At 42.3% G+C, this 15,507-nt stretch carries 14 protein-coding genes and 1 tRNA gene; 4 read left to right on the forward strand and 11 right to left on the reverse strand.

Features of this window, described 5'->3' with window-relative positions:
• Nucleotides 1-216: 216 nt before the first annotated feature.
• Nucleotides 217-1,269 (forward strand): TniQ family protein, encoded by a 1,053-nt coding sequence (locus tag AABK37_RS12485; RefSeq protein ID WP_432551886.1) that lies wholly within the window; start codon nucleotides 217-219, stop codon nucleotides 1,267-1,269.
• A gap of 161 nt (nucleotides 1,270-1,430) precedes the next feature.
• Here the strand turns inward: AABK37_RS12485 and AABK37_RS12490 are convergent.
• Together AABK37_RS12490 and AABK37_RS12495 are read right to left on the reverse strand one after the other, a co-directional pair.
• Nucleotides 1,431-1,504, reverse strand: a tRNA-Val gene (locus AABK37_RS12490).
• A 99-nt stretch (nucleotides 1,505-1,603) separates the two neighbouring features.
• Nucleotides 1,604-3,097, reverse strand: a complete 1,494-nt coding sequence (locus AABK37_RS12495) for a hypothetical protein (RefSeq protein ID WP_432551887.1) — start codon at nucleotides 3,095-3,097, stop codon at nucleotides 1,604-1,606.
• A 169-nt stretch (nucleotides 3,098-3,266) separates the two neighbouring features.
• Between AABK37_RS12495 and AABK37_RS12500 the strand changes: the two genes are divergently transcribed.
• Nucleotides 3,267-4,046 (forward strand): SDR family NAD(P)-dependent oxidoreductase, encoded by a 780-nt coding sequence (locus tag AABK37_RS12500; protein WP_432551888.1) that lies wholly within the window; start codon nucleotides 3,267-3,269, stop codon nucleotides 4,044-4,046.
• Here the strand turns inward: AABK37_RS12500 and AABK37_RS12505 are convergent.
• The 5 genes from AABK37_RS12505 to AABK37_RS12525 all read right to left on the reverse strand — a co-directional run bounded on the left by AABK37_RS12505 (nucleotide 4,043) and on the right by AABK37_RS12525 (nucleotide 6,308).
• Nucleotides 4,043-4,216, reverse strand: coding sequence for a hypothetical protein (locus AABK37_RS12505; RefSeq protein WP_432551889.1), 174 nt, complete (start codon nucleotides 4,214-4,216; stop codon nucleotides 4,043-4,045). The genes AABK37_RS12500 and AABK37_RS12505 overlap by 4 nt on opposite strands.
• A 14-nt stretch (nucleotides 4,217-4,230) precedes the next feature.
• A complete protein-coding gene (locus AABK37_RS12510; protein ID WP_432551890.1) occupies nucleotides 4,231-5,010 on the reverse strand; it encodes a photosystem II S4 domain protein in 780 nt (259 codons plus the stop codon).
• Between the two features lie 176 nt (nucleotides 5,011-5,186).
• Complete coding sequence (locus AABK37_RS12515; protein WP_432551891.1) at nucleotides 5,187-5,693, reverse strand: hypothetical protein; 507 nt, start codon at nucleotides 5,691-5,693, stop codon at nucleotides 5,187-5,189.
• 41 nt (nucleotides 5,694-5,734) lie between these two features.
• Entirely contained in the window at nucleotides 5,735-5,926 is a 192-nt protein-coding gene (locus tag AABK37_RS12520; protein WP_432551892.1) for a hypothetical protein, read from the reverse strand.
• A gap of 4 nt (nucleotides 5,927-5,930) precedes the next feature.
• A complete protein-coding gene (locus tag AABK37_RS12525) occupies nucleotides 5,931-6,308 on the reverse strand; it encodes a hypothetical protein (RefSeq protein ID WP_432551893.1) in 378 nt (125 codons plus the stop codon).
• Nucleotides 6,309-6,421: 113 nt separating this feature from the next.
• Here AABK37_RS12525 and AABK37_RS12530 point away from each other — a divergent pair, with 113 nt between their 5' ends.
• Entirely contained in the window at nucleotides 6,422-6,562 is a 141-nt protein-coding gene (locus AABK37_RS12530; protein ID WP_432551894.1) for a hypothetical protein, read from the forward strand.
• On the opposite strand, the gene AABK37_RS12535 is transcribed toward AABK37_RS12530, so the two are convergent.
• The 4 genes from AABK37_RS12535 to AABK37_RS12550 form a co-directional block, all read right to left on the reverse strand.
• Nucleotides 6,559-8,721: a TolC family protein gene (locus AABK37_RS12535; RefSeq protein WP_432551895.1), complete on the reverse strand. Its 2,163-nt coding sequence runs from the start codon at nucleotides 8,719-8,721 to the stop codon at nucleotides 6,559-6,561. The two genes, AABK37_RS12530 and AABK37_RS12535, sit on opposite strands and share 4 nt — an antisense overlap.
• 71 nt (nucleotides 8,722-8,792) lie before the next feature.
• Nucleotides 8,793-10,355, reverse strand: coding sequence for a circadian clock protein KaiC (gene kaiC, locus AABK37_RS12540; RefSeq protein ID WP_432551896.1), 1,563 nt, complete (start codon nucleotides 10,353-10,355; stop codon nucleotides 8,793-8,795).
• A 69-nt stretch (nucleotides 10,356-10,424) separates the two neighbouring features.
• On the reverse strand, nucleotides 10,425-10,742 hold the full coding sequence (gene kaiB / locus AABK37_RS12545) for a circadian clock protein KaiB (protein ID WP_039740654.1): 318 nt from the start codon (nucleotides 10,740-10,742) through the stop codon (nucleotides 10,425-10,427).
• Between the two features lie 169 nt (nucleotides 10,743-10,911).
• Entirely contained in the window at nucleotides 10,912-11,217 is a 306-nt protein-coding gene (locus AABK37_RS12550; RefSeq protein WP_432551897.1) for a circadian clock protein KaiA, read from the reverse strand.
• 831 nt (nucleotides 11,218-12,048) lie between these two features.
• Between AABK37_RS12550 and AABK37_RS12555 the strand changes: the two genes are divergently transcribed.
• Complete coding sequence (locus tag AABK37_RS12555) at nucleotides 12,049-15,444, forward strand: ATP-binding protein (RefSeq protein ID WP_432551898.1); 3,396 nt, start codon at nucleotides 12,049-12,051, stop codon at nucleotides 15,442-15,444.
• The last annotated feature ends 63 nt before the right edge of the window (nucleotides 15,445-15,507 follow it).

Consider the following 15,507-nt stretch of genomic DNA (forward strand, 5'->3'; position numbering starts at 1 on the left):
TTCCCAGGCGCATTTTCCCCTCCTACTTTTCTCTCTGGAGGGGATTTTATTGCTTAACTTACCCCATGCGATCGCTTGAATCTATAACTAGCAACTTGGGTTAGTAGAGATTTACGTTCTCTTTTCGACCGTGCCACAGCTATAAATGGTACAGGAAAGATAGTAATAGATTTAGTACAAGCAGTTCAGAAGCTAACGCTTATAGAAAATTTGCACTTGCTGACCCTGCTATTTTGGTCTGAAATTATTCCCACGCGCAATTTGTTTCGTACCCAAAGCGCTTGGTGTACTGTATGTTACGAAGAATGGCGTTTAGCTAAACAAGTAATTTATAAACCACTACTTTGGACTATGAATTCAGTAAAAGTATGTCCTTTACACAAAATATATTTATGTTTGCAATGTCCTCACTGTCAGCAGGAGTTGCCACTACTAAGTTGGCGATCGCGACCTGGTTACTGTTCCAAGTGTGGTGGTTGGCTAGGTATGAATTTTCCTGTCAAGTCCTCCTCAGAACTTACGGATTGCTCAACTTTATCTAAAGAAGAATTACATTCGCAAACTTGGATAGTAGAGGTTATTGGAGAATTAATTTCTTCCACCCTATCTTTTAACTCCCCACCAGCAAAAGAAGAAATTGCCAAATCTTTGAGTCTAGTCATAAATGCAGTGACTAATGGAAATATAGCTGAGTTTGCCCGTTTGATGGGAATACCGAAGAATACTTTATGGATGTGGCAGACGGGTAAAGCTTTACCAGTGCTTGATATACTTCTCAAAATTTGTTATCGCTTAGAAATATCTCTGCTAGATTTACTAAAACCAGAACAACTTGCTGCTAAATCTTTTAGGAAAATCTCACACAAAACCATTCGGCGATCGCCCACACAAAGAGCATCTCCAAAACTTTTCGACTCTAATCAAGTACAAGATGTTTTGCTAGCAATCCTTGGAAGCGACAAAGAGCCACCACTGACAATGAAAGAAGTAGCTACACGTCTAGGATATAATAGGCGGACAATTTTCAGCCACTTTCCAGATTTATGCCGTGCTATTTCTGCCAAATACCGTAGTTATCGTAAAGCATGTCACACAGAAAAGATACAGCAGTCTTGCAGAGAAGTTAAGCAGATTGTACTTAAGTTGCATAATCAAGGAGAATACCCCTCAGAAGCTCGTGTGTATGAAATAATGACTCATCCTGGATATCTCCGTTACAAACAGGTTCGTGCTGCTTTAAATGAAACACGACGTGAAATTGGAGTGTAAAGCTATTAAACTTAAAAGGGCAGAGTAAGTTGGCTTCTTTCTCTACACCTGGAAAATTGGAAGCATAACCTTGCCGCCCTTTATTGGAAGCATAAGCTTGCCGTTGCGGCAAAGTTATGGGTAAAGTCACAACATTTAATTTGTGAATGTACACCGCTAAATGAACGTAACTGGATTCGAACCAGTGACCTCTACGATGTCAACGTAGCGCTCTAACCAACTGAGCTATACGTTCGCAACTTCCCGATTATAGCATAGTTTTTTTGAAGTCAGCAAATATTTACAGCACGCGATCGCCTAATCTTATTCGCGCTCGATCGCGTGCTGTAACTAATTATTTGAGTTTTTTATATGCTGCTGCGAGCAACTGTTGTGCTTCAGCGTAAGCGGTTGTTCCAGGTTTGATAGTTCTTAGTTGATTGATGATACCTTGCATTTCGGCTTTAAATACATTGCGATCACTTGGGGGTGAAGCGATTAAATTTTGAATTTGCCGATTTGCAGCTTTGAGAATTTCTTGTGATTCTTGTTCTGCTGAAAAGCGAGTTTGGACAATTCCCACATTGCTTTGATATGTCGCTAGTAGTTTCTGCGCTTCGAGATAACCCGGTTCTTCAACTCGGATGCTTTCTAACTGTGCGATCGCTTTTTCCCACAAATTTTCAACTTGCTTCCACTCAATCGCGCTGTGGGGTGGATTTTGTGAAGCTTTCGCGGCAGCAAAGGCAAATTGCTTGGCACTTTCAATTAATGTACCACTACGCGGATCGACAACGGAGGCGATTTTTATCCGGTAGCTGGTGAGTAACTTTTGTGCCTCAAGATAGCGCGGGTTTTCTTGGGGAATTTCACTCAAGCGGTTAATAGCTTGTTGCCATAACTCAGATGCAGCTTGTGGTTGTTTTTGTTTAGTTTGCTCGGCTTCGATGTCAAATTCTTGCGCTGCGGCAATAAATGTACCGATACGAGCATTTTCAAAGTCGCGTTTATAAGCTTTGAGTTTGATTTCGGCGGTTTCGGCTGAGAGAGTTACATTAGGTAATTGTTCTAAAGAATCAATTGCTGCTTGCCAAGAAGCGATCGCTTTCTCTCGCTCTGAAGCATTTTTTGCTTGTTGATATTGCTGCTTTGCACCTTCGAGCGTTTGTTCACCTTTATTGAGTGACCCAAACGCATTCTTTTCTTGAAAAACTTTAGCATCCATCCGCGCCACCTGCTGACGAGCTTGTTCAAACTCATCCAAAGTGAAGTTCCAACGGCAAGCAAATAAACCGCAGTAAGTCTGAGGATAGTAGCCTAAAAACCAAACTGGCAAATTGTCAAGATGTTTTTGTGCTTCTTTAACTTTTCCTGCACCGCGATCGATATCAGCTAGGCTAGTAGCTTTATTAACCAGTTGGTCTGCTTGCTCAACAGCGTTAATCGCCCCACGATAGTGATAGTCTATACTCATAAAGCTTGGTAAAAGTAGGATGGGTGCTTTTTCAGCAACCGGACGGCGAATCATCGGAAAAGGCAAATTCACCACCCAAATCACCCCGGCTGCACTTGTCAAAAGCATCACCGACCATTTTATTTTGCTGAAAATACCAGGTGGTTGATTAGCTCGTGCAGCTTGCTTGAGAGCCTTTTCGCTGAATTGCGGATACACGTCCACCACTGTATCGCGCAATTCATCTAAAGTCGCGGGATCTCCTTTACAAAAGCGCATTTTTTCCAAGCGCTTGATTACAAGTTGCTGCTCGATTTTGCTAACTTGATCCACACCACTGCAATTTTGAACTTCAGCACGCAAGATTTCAAAAGCTCGATTGTTAAGACGGTACATACACCTTATAGGTAACTAATAATTCTAGTATTCCCACTTGCGGCTGGTAACTTACACAGAATACTGAGTGCTATATTCACCGTTTGGCGAATATAACTCTAGACGGTTAAAACTAAAGCGCCACTATCGTTAATATTTATAAAATGTTGAAAAAATTATCCTAGATATAATGTCAACTGCTTTAATAACTGGTGCTTCTGGTGGTATTGGTAAAGCCTTTGCCGAAGAACTCGCTAAACGCAACACAAATCTTGTTTTAGTTGCTCGTTCCGAAGAAAAATTGAAGGAATTAGCCTCACAATTGCAAGAACAACACAAAATTCAAGTAGATATTATTGTCTTAGACCTCACAGAAACTGGCGCTACCGATGCTCTATTTAATGCCACGAAAGAAAAGGGATTAACAATTGATTTGTTAATCAACAACGCAGGTTTTGCAGAGTATGGTGATTTTGCCGAAACAGATGGAGAACGGCAAGTGAAAATAGTGCAATTAAACATTCTCGCATTAGTAGATTTAACTCATAAATTTTTGCCTTTGATGCGGCAACGTCGTTCTGGAAGCATTATTAATGTATCTTCCCTGACCGCATTTCAACCGATGCCTTACCTTTCTGTTTATGCTGCCAGCAAAGCATTTATTGTCAGTTTTAGTCAGGCACTGTGGGCAGAAAATCGTCAATATGGCGTGCGGGTGCTAGTTACTTGCCCAGGACCAGTTGAGACAAACTTTTTCACAGTAGCTAAATTCCCCCCAGCCCTTGCCGCTAGAACAAATAAAATATCTACTTCAGAAGCAGTAGTGCGCGAATCTCTAAAAGCTTTGGAAAGGAAAGATTCTATCGCTGTTATTGGCGGTATTACTACTCACTTAATCACTAAATTAGCTCCGTTCGTTCCGCGCAAAACTCTACTAAATATTTTGGAAAAACAGTTTAAGGCGGGTTAGTTGATAGTTGATAGGGGGCATGGGGCATGGGGCATGGGGCATGGGGCATGGGGCATTGGGCATCGGGCATCGGGCATCGGGCATCGGGCATCGGGCATCGGGCATGGAAAGAATCTCTTATTCCCAATGCCCATTGCCCAATGCCCAATTCGCAATGCCCCATTACCCATTACCCATTACCCTATTACATATACCTTGTCAATTGCACGCGATATCTATCTTTTTTGGTGACGGCAATTTCGCCAATTTCTAAGCGTCCTTTACCGCGAATGGCGATTAAGTCACCTGATTTCACTTGAGAACTTGCTTGGGTGATATCCTTCCAGTTGACGCGCACATCACCGGAGTCGATTAAATCAACCATTTTGCTGCGAGACATGCCAAAACCAGCGGAAGCGATCGCATCTAATCGCAAAGAAGCTTCCACGGTGGTTAATTCTTTCTTCTTCGGTTCGCGAATCTTTAACTCGCTGACATCAATCAACTGAGTTTTTACCGGAACCGATCGCACTTGTTGGAGATTCATTCCTAAAAATTCTACCAACTCCGGCACAACAATTGCCTGCGCTCCTCGTTCGCCGAGTACAATCACATCACCAGTTTTTTCGCGGACAATGCCAGTACCTAGCATAGCGCCTAAAAAGTCGCGGTGAGTGGCAGTATCAAAGAGGAAATTTCCAGCAATTTCTAAAACAGCGATCGCAACTTGAGATTGATCTAAAGGAATTTCAGCGCGAGCGATCGCTATTCTTTGACGTTCAGCTTGCGGATATCCACCCCACGCCACCAATTGTACCTCTGTTAAACGGCTAAACACGCGCTGAATTTCCACCAACTCTGGCGGAGACAAAAAATCCGTCAAAACAACTTCCCAAGTTTTGATTGCTTCCTCTGCGCGATCGATTACACGCGCTACAGTATCTCGATTTTCAACACCCTTTAAAATTTCTTCTCTTGGCAACATTCTTAAAAGTTGTTAATTGTTGGTTGTTAGTTGTTGGTTGTTAATTGTTGGTTGTTAATTGTTGGTTGTTAGTTGTCAATGGGCATTAGGCATTGGTAATAATTCTTTCCCCTTTCCCCCTTTCCCTTTCCCCTTTCCCCCTCTTCAAATTCCCACTACCAACCAACCACTATCAACTAACTAACTGTTGTGTCAGCATAACCCTGAAGATTTTCTGGATCGAACTGACGTAAAACGCGGGTTGCTTGACGGGTAACATTTTCAGCATCCTCAACCACAATCAAGTATTTGCCAGCATCCAGACGGTTGCGGTAGGGTAAAGCATCACCACCACCAATAATTAAACCGACTCCACCACCAGAAACTACACTACCCAAAGCACCACTAACAGCACCTAGCAATCCGCCAATAATATGATTGCCGATTTCACCCGCCCAAGCAAAGGTTTCTAAACCGGTGATGAAGCTGAAGGTAAAACCAGCAAAAAAGCCGAATGGCACAAGCCAAACAGCCATCAGCCGCACTTGCTTTTTGGCTTCTTCGTTGGGGTCAATCAAGCCAAACTCGTCAGCACTTTTGTACCCCCTACCCAGGATAGTACTTTTTATGCCTTCTTTTTCTAACGCTAAGTAAGCAGCTTCCGCTTGGATGCGATCGCCTAATACGGCAACAAGGTAATTCATTGATACACAAGACTATTCTAGTAATAGAAATTTTGCTTTTACTAACAGCCTAGCAGTGCTTGTCGAATCAATGCCTGTGCCTGAGGAAAGGGGAATGGTGAGTGGGGAGATGGGGAGAGTTCTTGGGATGGGGAGCTCAAAGGGAGAGTATTAAATTTTGAATTTTCTTTGTCTTTTTGTCTCCTTGTCTCCTTGTCTCCCACTCCCCCACTCCCCCACTCCCCCTTCCCCATTCCGTCACTTTAGCAAATCGAGAGGTTCACAAAAATTGTTCGCGCCTTGTTTAAGAACATAAATTAAAACTGGCGTTGCTAAAATCTGAGGAAACGTCGGCATTGTTTTGAGATGTTTCATCATCTCTTTAACTGAACCATCAAGCAAGTTGTCTCGAAATTCTTCTTGGCAAATGACAGCACGCCATTTTCTCGCCAAAGCATCTAACCATTCTGAATTTGCTCTTTCTGGTTCTTGTCCCGCCTTAATGGCTAGCGTCATTGCTGCATCTTCTAAATCTCCCTCACAGTCCTCAATTAAGTCAAGTGCTTCCATCGCTTCGGGATTATCTGCCAATTGAGAACGGAACTGTGCAATTTCTTGGGATGTAACTGTAGTCATGAGATTATTTTTTACTAGCCGAGCGGTTGACCACTCAGCTATGTTATTCCAATTTGACCCCCAGAATCAAAAAATCTGCTGTAAGAGAGAGGAGGGGGGAGGGGGAGAGGGGGGTGGGGGGACAAGGAGACAAGGGGACAAGGAGACAAGGGGGACAAGGGGGACGCCCACTATCCACCAACCACTATCCACCAACCACTATCCACTATCCACTATCCACCATCCACTATCCACCAACCACTAACATTAACTAACGCAACGCTCTAGAGGTGACGGAGCGTTGTAAACTAGCTAAAGCGCGGTTGTAATCCAAAATAGCTTGGACTCGGTTTCCTTCGGCTCTAGTGAGTGCGGTTTCAGCGTCAATTACTTCGGTTTGAGTACCTACACCAGCTTGAAATCGCAAACGCGCTAACCGCAGAGACTCTCTAGCTTGTTCTAGGGCACCTGTGGCGGTGTTGACGTTCTGCAAATTAGATTGCAGGTTAGAATAGGCTTGTTCTACCTCAAAGCGGGTTTGATCGCGCTGTTGAGCAAATTGAGTTTCGGCGATCGCAATATTACTTCTTTGTTGATTCGCTCTTGCTCTTGCTGCTCCTCCATCAAACAACCTCCAGTTCGCTTGCACTCCCACCGAATAACCATCGGTAACGCCAACACTATCATTAAACTGATCTAGCAGATTGTAGTTGGCAACTAAACTAACTTGCGGACCTATTTGTGCAAGCGCTCCGCGTCGCTGTTGCTCATAAATGTTACGTTGTGCTAACTGCTGTTGCAATTCCGGACGGTTTTGGAAAGCTAAAATAATACTTTGTTCCAGCGTTTGATTCCAAAGACCTGCTAATCTTACCGGATCTGCGGCAACGACATTCACCGACTGACTCAAATTCAAGCGATTCACTAACTGGCGGCGGGCGATTTGCTGCTGCGCTCTTGAATTAGTCAAATCTTGTTGGGCGTTTGCTAAATTCACCTGTGATTGCAATACAGCGAAACGCGTACCCACCCCAGCTTGTTCTAAAGCTTGTGCATCTCGTAAACTAGCTTCGGCGTTAGTTACAGCCGCAGTGTTAATTCGCACGCTTTCATCTGCTTGTTGCAAGTTGTAGTAATCAGTCGAGACATTCAGCCGGATTACTTCGGATTGACGCTCAACATCTAACTCTTGAAACCGTACCTGTTCTTCAGCCTGTCTAATGACAGCTTGCCGGCTCCCAGAGGTATAAAGGTTGTACGAAAGTTGCGCTTGACCATTGAAATTCGTATTAGGTTCGTCTTGATTTTGGGAAATCCCTGTTTGTTGTTCCTGTAGCTCTGCTGAAAGCTGACTACCAGCAGATTGACTGCGAGTTACACTAGCATTAACATCAAAATTGGGTAACAAAGCAGCTTGCGCCTCGCGTAGAACATATTGAGTGCGTTGTAGCTGCAATAACGATACCTGGAGATCGCGATTATTTCGCCGTGCTAGTTCTAGCGCTTGTGCTAAAGTAATCGGCTGAGTTCCCTGTAGCCTCACTTCCTCTGGTCTGGTGGGAAACTGTAGCGGATTTGCGTTTTGATTGAGGTAATCGGGAATTTGTACTTCCGGTGTAGATACGGGGGTTACTGGTATTGGTGTTGGTGTTTGCACTCCTCCTCCCGGTGCGGGGGTAGGAATCGGTGTTATTGGTGCGCTTCTGGGTGTCCGTGTCTGAGCCACCGAATTACCAGTAGAATTCTTTTGTTGGCAGGCTTTTAAGTCAATCACCCCATCGGTTAAGGAAAAGGTTTGGCTGTTTTGTGGTTTCTGGGGGCAAAACTGCTGTTTATCTTGTAAACTTGCTGCTGTCGAATCAGAAGTTGAAACTTGTGATACTGTCTGCAACTCAGTAGCCGGATTTTTCTTGTTTGCTGCTGGTTTTTCTGCATGTAGAGTCAACGCTGCCGGGAACGTAGTTGCTTTCTGGTCAGCTGGAGGTGTATTTTGTGCTAATTTGAATGCGTAGACGCGCAGCGGCTTGTCGTTAGACATGGCGCTTTGTTTTTCAAAAGCGATGCGAGAGCGAATTTTATCTGCTAACTCAGAATAATTTTCAGTCGGCACCCAACTGGATACTATACCTTTTTGTCCAATTAAAACACCAGTCTTGCCCGTCACTGTTGCTGGGATACTGTTACTAATTAAAGGTTTAACTCTAACTGTAGTCCAGGATGTAATTACCTCTGGTATACTATCTCTGGCAGTATTGGGCAGTCCTCGATCGATCGTGTCTGTAACGGAAGTTTCACTATGAGTGGAACTTGAGACATTACCAGAAGCAGCCAGCTGTACTTTCTCAGCTTTTACAGTTTCAGCCGAAGCAGGCTGAATTGCTAATATTACTATCACACCAGGCAAGAAGCTATGGAATAATTGCTGTCCTTTCACCGCGTCCCCTCACACGAAAATCAAGCGGCAGAAACCCTTTACTCACGACAGAATATAGCACGATGCCGAGTTTAGGAATCGGAACTCTGTTTGTCTTCAAAACGTTTGACGATGCGAGAAAGTTCCGCCTTTTCATCGATACTAACGCGGGTTGGCGCTCCGCTGACAATTCTTTCGTAATTCCTGAAAGAATCTTTAATTTCTGGACCGTCGGCAGTAATATTGTACTCCCGGATACCTTTATCATGCCATGAACCGCGCATTTTGAATACGTTAATGGCTCTTGACATCTCGCCTTTGATTTCTACATACTGCAACATGATAATTGTGTCAGTAATCGTGGAAATATGAGAATCTGTGATTGCATGAGAACCCATAAATTGGTCAGTTGTATTCGTAAAAAAACCTGTAATTTCTTCTTGTTTAGCGTAACCCGTCACCCCAATTACAAATTGCCGAAATGCATTATTGCTTACTCCTCTTGCTAACGCTGAAAGAGAATCAATCGCAATCCGAGCCGGTTTAAACTCAGCAATCTCTGACTTGATAATTTGTAGGTGGTCTTCTAAACCGGTAGATTCCGGATAAGTACAAATTATTTTCAGCAAACCTTGATGTTCTAATTCTTCAAAATCAATTCCCCAAGATTGAGCGTTTCGAGACAATTGAGCGCGTGATTCTTCATAAGCAAATAATATTGAGCGTTCGTTGTTGAGGCAGGCTTCCTGGATGAACTGGCTAACTAATAAAGTCTTACCAGTGCCAGTAGCTCCTGTTGCCAAAATAATAGAATCTTTAAAGAAACCACCACCGCACATGTCATCTAAAGTTTTCACCCCAGAAGATACGCGGATATTAGAAGACCTTTGCGTCAAGCGCATTGCTCCCAGTGGAAATATGTTAACTCCGGCATTGGTTATAGTAAAAGGATACTCGCCTTTCATATGAGTTGTACCGCGCAATTTAAGAATTTCAATTGTGCGACGTCGGCGTTCTCCTTCTAAAACGTTGCGGACAATTGCTACATTATCAGAAACAAATTCTTCTACCCCAAAAGAGGCTACAGGACCATATTCTTGGGCACGTTCGGTAGTTATAATTGTGGTGACATTTAGTTGTTTGAGACGTGCAACAAGGCGAAAAATTTCCCGTCGCACGACTGCGACTGCTTCATACTGTTGAAATACCGCTGTGATAGAATCTATTGAAACTCGTTTTGCTTTATATTTACGAATTGCATATTGCAGTCGCTCAATCAGTGCTGATAGGTCAAAGTTTCCTACTATATCTTGACCTTCCGGATCGGGAGAAGCATCAAGAATAAATAATTTGCCTTCAGCAATTAGGTGTTCTAAATTCCAACCAAAAATAGCCGCATTTTTAATAATGTCACTCGGCGATTCTTCAAAGGTGACAAATACTCCTGCTTCATCAAAGTAGGTGATACCGCTATAGAGAAACTGAAGAGATAATAAAGTTTTGCCAGTTCCAGAGGTGCCGCTGACTAAAGTAGTTCTACCAACAGGTAAACCACCATGACTTATGTCATCAAATCCCTCGATCATTGTGCGAATTTTTTCTACACCCCCACTAGGGGAGGTATTGCTTTGCTTTGTTTGCTCGTTTTCACTCATTGCTAGTTAAATTAACAAATCAAAATCAAACCCATTCTGACTAAAGTTTATAGTTGTTGATTAAATAATCTATTCGCCAAAATAGTCTTCTTCAGTTAGTTCTTCATAAAGTAAATCTAATCCTATCAACACTTTTTCTCTATCTGAAAGGTCGCCGATTATTTTGCGAACTGGTGGAGGTAAAATTTTCGATAATGTCGGTGTGGCTAAGATTTTGTCTTCTTCTGCTAGTTGCGGGTTTTTCAGTACGTCGATTACTTTCAAAGCATAAATACCTTGAAATTCTTGGTCTAATATGTTTTTGAGTATTTTTAACGCCCGTACTGAATTGGCGGTGTTCCCTGCTACATAAAGTTTGAGAACATAGGTCTTTCTGACTTTATTCATAAAAGTACAGGCTATAGTGAATGAAACTACGCACTCATTGCGTTCTAAGTAGCGATAAGTCGATCTTGGTCTACGCACTGTCGGTTCAGGCATTGAACGCTTCGCGCATGTTTACAAGAACGTTTTCGACCCTCGGTAACTTTTGTACTGGTCTTCGCTCTAGTTCAATTTATTTAGAAATCGAACTTCTATATGCTTCGCATAGGTGAGCCAAAACATCAATCAGTGTCAGCCGATAATCAAGTAACGATTCATCGCTCCTTCCTTCTAATTTTAGCTGTTTGGAAAACTCTTCAATTAAATCCATGTGAATCTCTATAATTTGCGGCACAGGAATATTAGCACAAAATACTGCATTGATAAATTTATCAATTTTTTCCTTCAGTGTTTTGTCTGTGGTAAAGTAATTTATAAGAATTTTTCGGTAATCTGATTTAAGTTGCTGCAACAATGCCTGCTTGTCGGCTCTCGTCATCTGCTAAAAAACTGCTGAGGTTTTGGGCAATGTAAATAAATCATAATATTTGTCAAGAAGTTTTTCATATAGTTTTTTTGCATTTCTTTACTTATTCTATGGCGATGGGTAATTATGTATGAAATCACCTCACATATATTGAGTGCTGAAACTTTGCTCTTATCATTAGGGTAAGTTTTGCCGACCAAGAATTATCAACGGATAACAAGTGGCACCATTCAGTCAGACTGAGCGTGAAGTCAACTTCTAGTCTCCCCAAATGTAAAGTTTTATATCAACAGATAATGTTAACTATTTAACAAATGGCAGCTACTAAACTTTGAGATAATGGTAGTTGTTGAGTCAGGGTTGGTGGTGGAAAGGGCAGTGTTGAATTTTTTGTTGGGGTGTATATATCTATCGAAATATAGATTTTGGGAATTCACTCCTTGATAAGATACTTAAACGAACTTAAAAAATTGTCGCATTCTAAATCATTATAATTCCTCAAGGTTCAAAAGCGAATCTTTATTACATAATTGTTCTAGCTACAGAATACAGCTTTCTCGATTTAAACACAGGAGGATACACTTAAGGATGCTTGATTGAAGTAACGAACGGCTTAGTTTAACACCGCCGTAATAATTGTTAACTTTTCATTCACAAGTACAGAACAGACACTATCGATTTGCGAGCTGCTATTCAAGAATGGCGTTGAAATTGTAACTACAATAGCGCGATCGCGCTTTGCTTCATACGTCGGATATTGCTTCGCTGTGAAACGCCATCGGCTACATTTAAAGCAGGTGGTGATACTGGAGCTTCCACAGTCAGAATGACAACCAAAGTTTTATGCCAATGTTACAGTACCCGCTTAATGATTTTGTGGCAACCGTACCGAGTTGTAGAGAAACAACAACTCTGGCAGTTTTGCTAGAAATATTTGCCCAACAACAGTGCGATCGCGTCGTAGTGGTGAATGAGCAAGAATACCCAATAGGGTTGCTGTACTCATCGCGTTTAATACCACAATTTTTGGCGGCAAAACAACGCCAAGGAAATTTTAAGTTTTTAGATTTACAGCAGCCTATCTCAATATTAGATAAAGCTTTAATTGAACCAATACAAATATTATCCGCATCTGATAGTGTGGATCAATTTGGCTTGTTTTTGGCTTCGGAAAGTGGCGAAAGCAATAACTTAAATTGGACGCTAATTGACGCAAATAAAAAATATTTGGGGTTGGTAGATACAGTTAGCCTGTTACGATTGTTAGCACAAGTAGAAATTGACGCAACTCAGAGCGATCGCGACAACAGCAAAAAAACTGTACAGCTTCAAAAAGCTAGTAGTACGTTAATTCCCAAGGGTAGACCCGCAGGAGCTTGTCGTCAATCGCCCAAACAAGAAGAATATCAGCCACATACACACAAACCACTGGTGCAGTTATTGGAACGATTGCCTTGGCCCTTAATGTTGCAAACTAGTAGTGGCGAAGTAGTCACCCAAAACCCAGCATGGTGGCAACAATTAGGTGGATTGAAAGATCCAGAAGGAGTGAGGCAACAAGTAGGAGAAATATTAAATTCAGAAAAAAAATCAGAATATCCTACAGCCACGATTGGCAATATAATTAACACATGCAACGACTTTGACGACGAGGTATCTAGAGATATTAAACTTAATTGTCGAGAAAATACTGACTCTGCGCTGAATGAAGTAATAACTAAAAAAAGCTTGTCGCCACGGCGAAAAACGATACCAATAATCAAAAATTTACCAGAGGAAATATTTGCCGAAGCTAATGCTGGAAATCGATGTTTGTTTGATAGTAATTTAGGAATATGCACCTGCATTTTAGAAGTGCAAAATGGTCAAGAGCGAGTTTGGCAATTTGCGAAAATACCCTTAGAGAGTATTGAGTTGAAAATCCTGAGTCCGGAGTTAGAGATGCCCAGCACGCAGGAATCAACAGGCAATGAATTGTGGTTAGTCTTAGCAACTGATGTAACCGAACAGCAGCAACTATGTAAAGAACTGGCGGCAAAAAATGCCGACTTAGTTCAATTAAATCGCTTAAAAGATGAATTTTTAGCTTGTATTAGTCACGAATTAAAAACACCTTTGACTGCGGTTTTAGGATTATCAAGGTTGCTTGTAGATCGACAATTAGGAGAATTAAACGAGCGTCAAGCGCGTTACGCGGGATTGATTCATCAAAGCGGACGACATTTAATGAGTGTGGTCAATGACATTTTAGATTTGACCCGCATGGAAACCGGACAGATGGAGTTAACTTTAACACCGGCAAAAATTCGGGCAGTATGCGATCGCGCTGCTACCGAAGCAAAAGCCATCCACACTCAAAACAGTAAAACTCCAGTCAAAGTCTCTCCTCAAGCTTCACGTTCACCCGACCATCAATTTACCCTTACTATCGAACCAGGTTTAGACCAAATCATCGCCGATGAATTACGCTTGCGGCAAATGTTGGTACATTTGCTTTCCAATGCCTTTAAATTCACCGAAACAGGTGGAGAAATTGGACTGCGGGTAAGTCGTTGGGAAGGTTGGATTGCTTTTACAGTCTGGGACACAGGTATAGGTATTCCCGAACATCAACAGCACTTAATATTTCAAAAATTTCAACAACTAGAAAATCCCCTCACCCGCCAATTTGAAGGCACAGGTTTGGGGCTAGTATTAACTAGAGCTTTGGCACGTCTCCACGGTGGTGATGTGAGCTTTCTCTCTCGTGAAGGCAAAGGCAGCCAATTTACTTTACTACTACCCCCCAGTCCTCCGAAAACAAACTTCGGCGATCGAGAGATGGGGGTAGAAGACACCGCAGCGCACAAAATCGAAGACGCGGATAGTTTCCCCGTATTGCCTCGTTCTCGGAACTGCGTGTCTTCAACTCCTGCCAATCTTGCCGCTAGCGAACAACGTTTAGTGTTAGTAGTTGAGGCAGTAGCTCGATATATTGAAGAACTCACCGAGCAGTTGACAGGTTTGGGTTATCGGGTAGTGATTGCGCGATCGGGATGCGAAGCAGTTGAAAAAGCCCGTCGCTTGCAACCAAAAGCTGTATTCTTGAATCCATTGTTACCCCTTTTATCGGGTTGGGATGTGCTGACTTTAATTAAATCAGATGCTGCAACTTGTCACATCCCAGTGATTGTGACAGCCACAGCAGCCGAAAAAGAACAAGCATTTGCTAATAGTGCCGATGGTTTTATCAGCTTACCAGTGCAGCATCAGGTTTTGGCACCACTTTTAGAAAAGTTGTGTGCAGCACCAGAAGCGCAGCAACCGAGTCAAGATAATACAAAAATCAATATTCATACCCCACTGCGAATTCTTCGGTTGGTCAATTCCGAGTTAGAATCTGTCAATCCCCATCCATCACTGCGAGAACATCGGGTAATCGAAGTTGATGATATAGATCAGGCAGAACTTTTAGCGCGAGTTTGGCAGTTCGATGTAATTTTGCTGGATAAAGAAGTTTCAAAAGCAAAAGCTTATTTGCAACAACTCAGTCAACACCCTCGTTTGGCAGCTTTACCATTAGTTACCTGCGATGTAGCAACGACATTAGAAGCTTCACAAGTGGATGGACTTTCTGTATTTCCTTGCTTGTCGTCATTTACCAACGATAAGAATAGTCAAACAGGGAAAACAGACGCTTTATTGTCAGTGCTGCAAATTGCTTCTGGGATGTGCTGTCCACCCAGCTTGTTAGTAGTCGATTTGACCATGTTGCCCGATCTACCACAGTTAACGCGCAAGCAGATTAGCCATTATGGATCGTCCAATAATTCCGCACTCAACAATTTAACAGCCGAGCGCGGTTCCGAGTGGTTTCAAGCTTTAATTCAGTATCTGCAAACAGCAGGTTTGAAAGCTGCAATGGGTCGCTCTTGGGCAGAAATGCTACAACAAATTCGCCACCACAGCGTTGATTTATTGCTGATTTGTTTAGGTGAATCTTCTAATGAAAAAGAAGCGCGAGCTGCACTGAAAACATTAGGACAATTGCCTTTTGATTTGCCACCGATTTTGGTACTAGACCAGCGATTAAATCCCCAAGAGGTTAGTTCAGCGCATAAGAAAAACCAGAAAAAAACTCAGGATAAATTGGAGTCAATAGAAACGGTTGTGGATGCGATCGCTACTCAGATTTTACCCCGATCAATCTCGATGGAAGATTTATTAAATCAGATTAATCAAGCTTTGAAAAATGTTTAGGTGATGGTTGTTAGTGGTTAGTTGTTAGTTGTCAAAAAAATGTTTTGGTGAGTAAGAATACTC

The sequence above is a fragment of the Tolypothrix sp. VBCCA 56010 genome (assembly GCF_050875635.1).
GTDB lineage: Bacteria > Cyanobacteriota > Cyanobacteriia > Cyanobacteriales > Nostocaceae > Hassallia.

What these genes read in the sequence shown, in the direction of transcription:
- AABK37_RS12495 (WP_432551887.1), bottom strand. Translation starts at nt 3,097, where the DNA reads ATGTACCGTCTTAACAATCGAGCTTTTGAAATCTTGCGTGCTGAAGTT.
- AABK37_RS12500 (WP_432551888.1), top strand. Translation starts at nt 3,267, where the DNA reads ATGTCAACTGCTTTAATAACTGGTGCTTCTGGTGGTATTGGTAAAGCC.
- AABK37_RS12505 (WP_432551889.1), bottom strand. Translation starts at nt 4,216, where the DNA reads ATGGGTAATGGGGCATTGCGAATTGGGCATTGGGCAATGGGCATTGGG.
- AABK37_RS12510 (WP_432551890.1), bottom strand. Translation starts at nt 5,010, where the DNA reads ATGTTGCCAAGAGAAGAAATTTTAAAGGGTGTTGAAAATCGAGATACT.
- AABK37_RS12515 (WP_432551891.1), bottom strand. Translation starts at nt 5,693, where the DNA reads ATGAATTACCTTGTTGCCGTATTAGGCGATCGCATCCAAGCGGAAGCT.
- AABK37_RS12520 (WP_432551892.1), bottom strand. Translation starts at nt 5,926, where the DNA reads ATGGGGAAGGGGGAGTGGGGGAGTGGGGGAGTGGGAGACAAGGAGACA.
- AABK37_RS12525 (WP_432551893.1), bottom strand. Translation starts at nt 6,308, where the DNA reads ATGACTACAGTTACATCCCAAGAAATTGCACAGTTCCGTTCTCAATTG.
- kaiC (WP_432551896.1), bottom strand. Translation starts at nt 10,355, where the DNA reads ATGAGTGAAAACGAGCAAACAAAGCAAAGCAATACCTCCCCTAGTGGG.
- kaiB (WP_039740654.1), bottom strand. Translation starts at nt 10,742, where the DNA reads ATGAATAAAGTCAGAAAGACCTATGTTCTCAAACTTTATGTAGCAGGG.
- AABK37_RS12550 (WP_432551897.1), bottom strand. Translation starts at nt 11,217, where the DNA reads ATGACGAGAGCCGACAAGCAGGCATTGTTGCAGCAACTTAAATCAGAT.
- AABK37_RS12555 (WP_432551898.1), top strand. Translation starts at nt 12,049, where the DNA reads ATGCCAATGTTACAGTACCCGCTTAATGATTTTGTGGCAACCGTACCG.